This window comes from Stenotrophomonas sp. 3diitr2024 (genome assembly GCF_042136455.1).
GTDB lineage: Bacteria > Pseudomonadota > Gammaproteobacteria > Xanthomonadales > Xanthomonadaceae > Stenotrophomonas > Stenotrophomonas sepilia.
This window is the reverse complement of sequence record NZ_JBHHMJ010000619.1, coordinates 1-4,417: the sequence shown is the minus strand read 5'-3', so window position 1 is coordinate 4,417 and position 4,417 is coordinate 1. Positions and strand designations below refer to the sequence as shown.

Here is a 4,417-nt window from a genome sequence, read left to right as displayed (position 1 = left end):
CGGCCGCTGGCCGGCACTACGGTGGAGACAGCGCTGCCGGCCAGCGACCGGCACTACCGTTCATCCGTCGTCCCTCCCCAGCAGACGCGAGACACGTTCACCCTAAAGTAGCGCCGACTGCGGCCGACACGGTAGATTCACAAGATCGATCCGCGGGAATCCGGGTACCGCTCGCCGATGTCAGCTGTCTTTTCCATTACCTCTGCCGACAAAACCCGCCTGGCCGCCAGCGACCTGCCACCGCGGGTGCGTGAGCTGCTGGGCGCATTGATCGGCCTGTGCCGGCAGACGCTGGCCGCGCCGCTGATCCTGACCGTCGAAGCGTTGGAGCAGACGCTGCTGCACGACGCGGATCGCGCGCGCAATCCGCAGCTGCAGGCGGAGCTGATGGCCCAGCGCGGCCAGTTGCATGCCTTCTCCGGTCATTTCGCTGACCGCATGCTTGATGCCGTGGCCGATGCGCTGATACGGCTGCGCGAACCCACGGCCCACTTCAGCCCCGGTTCCACGCCGCCGCCGCAGCCCGGCATGCTCGGGCTGTCGCTGGTCGATGAACATGAAGTGGACCGCGACCTGCTGCTGACCGAGATGGTGCGGAGGGAGACGCTGCGTTCGACCAACACGCTGAACCTGCTGGGCCAACGCCTGGGCGTACTGGCGGCGGCACCGGCCTTCGAGGCCGACACCCTGCCGCTGGCACCACAGGCACTGTGCGCCATGCTGCGCCGGATTGCCGAACAGGATTCGCTCACTGTCGACGTTCAGCTGGCGCTGTACCGCAGCTTCGAACGCCAGGTGCTGGAACGCCTGGGCGACATCCTCGACCGTGCCAATGCCCTGTTGGCCCAGCATGGCGTGCTGCCCGGCCTGGTCTACACCCCCTATCTGGCGCGTTCATCGAGCACCCGGCGGATCATCACCCAGTCGGTGGGCGGTGGTCGCGCCACGCAGCCGGCAAAGCGTGCCGCCGCGCCACTGACCGGCTGGAACGGATCGGCACCGGCCGGCTCCTGGTCGAGCCTGGTGCAGGACGCTTTCCAGGATGACAGCACGGCCGACGCGGCCTTGCCGGGCTTGACCACCTCCACGGGCAGCGCGCTGCATGCGCTGCTGCAGCAGGCACGCCATGCCAGCGCAGCACCTGCGGATCGCGATGCAGTGCCGAGCGCGGCCGTGGATGCGGTCCTCGCACGCTTGCAGGCGCAGTCCAGCGCCGCCACCGGCGTAGCCGACCTGCAGGCAGCCGTGGTGGCGCAACTGCGCAGCGAGCATGGCACGCAGGCCCAGCTGGGCAGCCACGACCGCGACAGCCTCGACCTGCTGCGCATGCTGATGCAGCAGGTGCAGCAGCAGCAGCGTCCGGACCCGGTGCCGGCCGCCCTGCTGGCGCGCCTGCAGGTGCCGCTGGCACGTGCGGCAATGGCCGACCCCGGCTTCTTCGTGCGCGACGAGCACCCCGCGCGCGAACTGCTCAACCAGATTGCCGAAGTCGGCGCCAACTGGCTGGCCGACGATGATGTCGACCCGCAGTTGCTGCAGCGCATGGCACAGAGCGTGCAGGGCCTGCTGGGCCAGGATGCGCGGGCGCCGGAGGCCTTCGCCAGCGCGAACGAGGACGTGCAGCAGCATCAGCGTGCCGCAGCGCATCGCGCCGAGCTGGCCGAGCGCCGCCATGTGGAAGCTGCACGCGGCAAGGAGCGGCTGGAACTCGCGCGGCGACAGGCCAGTGCACAGATCGACCAGTGCTGCGACGCGCAGGAGCCGCCCCGCTTCGTGCAGACCCTGCTGCGTCAGGCCTGGGCCGATGCCCTCACCCTGACCCGCCTGCGCCACGGCGACGATTCACCGCAGTGGCAGGAACGCCTGCAGCAGACCCAACGCATCGCCGCCATCACCGCGCAGCCCGTTGATGCACCCGGCGGCACCGATGCAACGCTTGCTGCCGAGGTCGAGGCCGCCCTGCTGCAGGTCGGCTACCACGCCGAGGAAGCCGCCGCCGTCGCACGCAGGCTGGCCACGCCTGGCGGCGAGGACGAGAGCACCTCGCGTACCGAACTGAGTGCCCGCCTGAAGGCGCGCGCGCGCCTGGGCGAGCACGCCGGTACGGCCGCCGGCACGACGCCCGCCACACCGCGCAGCAGTGCCGAGGAAGCCGCTTACCAGCAGCTGTCCTCCCTGCCCTTCGGCAGCTGGTTCGACATCGATACCGGCGATGGCACACTGCGCCGCCAGCGCCTGTCCTGGTACAGCCTGCTGACCGGCCACGCCCTGCTGGTCAATCCGCGCGGGCAGAAGATCGCCGATACCGACCTGGATACGCTGGCCCGGCAGATCAGTGCCGGCCAGGCGCAGCTGGTCACTGAGGACAAGGCCCGGCTGGTTGACCGTGCCTGGGAGGCCAGCCTTGGCGCATTGCGTGCACTGGCGGCCGGCCATACGCAGGAGACTTCCGCATGATCACCCAACCGCCGCAGGATACCCGCCGCGCGCCGCGCCGCCAGGTCTCGGACCTGGTACCGGTCACCGACCAGATGCGCGAAAGCGTGGTGGGCCGGCTCGGCAATATCTCCGAAACCGGCATGCTGATGCTGGCCAGCGCACCGTTGCGCGAGGATGCGCTGTACCAGTTGCGCTTCCCCTTGCCGCTGGGCGATGGCCGCCACCAGGACATCGACGTGGGCGTGCACCTGCTGTGGAGCGAACCCGCACACGCCCCCGGACAGAACTGGACCGGCTTCCGCTTCCTCACCCTGTCGCGCGAGCATCGGCAGCTGCTGCGCCAGTGGGTGGGCGAAGACAGCGACGAGGGGCCGGTTTCGACGGCCTGAGTGCCGGTTCCAGCACAGCGGTTTTTCCCGCTATGCGGCAGAATCTAGGGCCGTTTTCCGTGTCGAGCCACCGCAATGATCCAGCAAGACCCCGGCGCCCTGTATCCCGACCACCTGGCCGTGCTGTGCCGACGTGCCGAACAGGCGCTGGCCCGCGGCGGCTTCGACCACCTGGTGGTGCCCAGCGGCACTCTGCACTACCAGGTGTTCGATGATCGCGACTACCCGTACGCGGTCAATCCGCAGTTCAAGGCCTGGCTGCCGCTGACCCGCGTGCCCAACAGCTGGATCGTGTTCAGCCCCGGCAAGCGCCCGGCGGTGATCTTCCACCAGCCCTTCGACTACTGGCACGTGGTGCCGGATGCCCCCAGCGGCTGGTGGGTGGATCACTTCGACATCCACATCATCCGCAAGCCGGAAGACGCGCTGGCGCTGCTGCCGGCCGATCCATCGCGCTGCGCGATCCTCGGCGAGCCGCAGAGCGCGCTGGGCAACTACGTACCGAACAACCCGGCGCCGGTGGTGAACTACCTGGAATGGCACCGCGGCAGCAAGACACCGTATGAGATCGCACTGATGCGCCAGGCCCAGGTGCTGGGCGTGCGCGGCCACCGCGCTGCGGAGGCCGCATTCCGCAATGGCGCCGACGAGTTCAGCATCCACATGGCGTACTGCCAGGCAGTCGGCCAGGATGCCAATGAGCTGCCGTACGGCAACATCGTGGCGCTGAATGAACATGCCGCTGTGCTGCATTACACCGAGCTGGGCCGCAAGGCACCGCAGCCGCTGCGCAGCTTCCTGATCGATGCCGGCGCCAGTGCCCACGGCTACGCCAGCGACATCACCCGTACCTACGCCGCGCAGGGCCACGACGAGTTTGCGGCGATGATCGCCGCCGTCGACGCCGCCCAGCAGCGGATGTGCGCAGCGGTGCGCCCGGGCTTCGACTACAAGCAGCTGCACGTGGACGCACATCTTTCGCTGATGGGCGTACTGAAGGACTTCGGCGTGATCAAGGTCTCGCCGCAGACCGCGCTGGAGACCGGCGTCAGCGCCGCGTTCTTCCCGCATGGTATCGGCCACCTGATCGGCCTGCAGGTGCACGACGTGGCCGGTTTCGCGGCCAGCGACGAAGGCGGCCGCATCGAGCGCCCGGCGGGCCACCCGTACCTGCGCCTGACCCGCGTGCTGGAACCGGGCATGGTGGTGACCATCGAACCGGGCCTGTACTTCATCGACATGCTGTTGAACGAAGTGAAGGACGCCGGCCACGGCGATGCGATCAACTGGGACCGCGTGGACTTCTTCCGTCCGTATGGCGGCATCCGCATCGAAGACGAAGTGCTGTGCACTGATGGCGAGGCGGACAACCTGACGCGGCCGGCGTTTGCGGCGGCCAACGGCTGAGCCCCTCGTGGTGTGACGCTCAGGTAGAGTCGACTGTTAGTTGTGATCTCTCGGTAGGTTGTTCATCCGGGGCATCTTTGGAAAATGGTGGTTACCACACCTATCCAGTCCCCAAAGAGCCCGGATGAACCATCATAAAAATGCCCGTTTGACGCCGTTTAGTCGAGAACTTCTTGTCCGCC

General features: G+C 68.1%; 3 protein-coding genes. All 3 read left to right on the top strand.

The window, feature by feature from the left end:
* The first annotated feature begins 177 nt into the window (after positions 1-177).
* The 3 genes from ABGA94_RS16070 to pepQ all read left to right on the top strand — a co-directional run bounded on the left by ABGA94_RS16070 (position 178) and on the right by pepQ (position 4,235).
* Entirely contained in the window at positions 178-2,457 is a 2,280-nt protein-coding gene (locus ABGA94_RS16070) for a DUF1631 family protein (RefSeq protein WP_375367788.1), read from the top strand.
* Positions 2,454-2,828, top strand: a complete 375-nt coding sequence (locus ABGA94_RS16065; RefSeq protein ID WP_111128983.1) for a PilZ domain-containing protein — start codon at positions 2,454-2,456, stop codon at positions 2,826-2,828. The genes ABGA94_RS16070 and ABGA94_RS16065 overlap by 4 nt, the downstream gene beginning before the upstream one ends.
* 75 nt (positions 2,829-2,903) lie before the next feature.
* Positions 2,904-4,235: a Xaa-Pro dipeptidase gene (pepQ, locus tag ABGA94_RS16060; protein WP_065179103.1), complete on the top strand. Its 1,332-nt coding sequence runs from the start codon at positions 2,904-2,906 to the stop codon at positions 4,233-4,235.
* Positions 4,236-4,417: the final 182 nt, after the last annotated feature.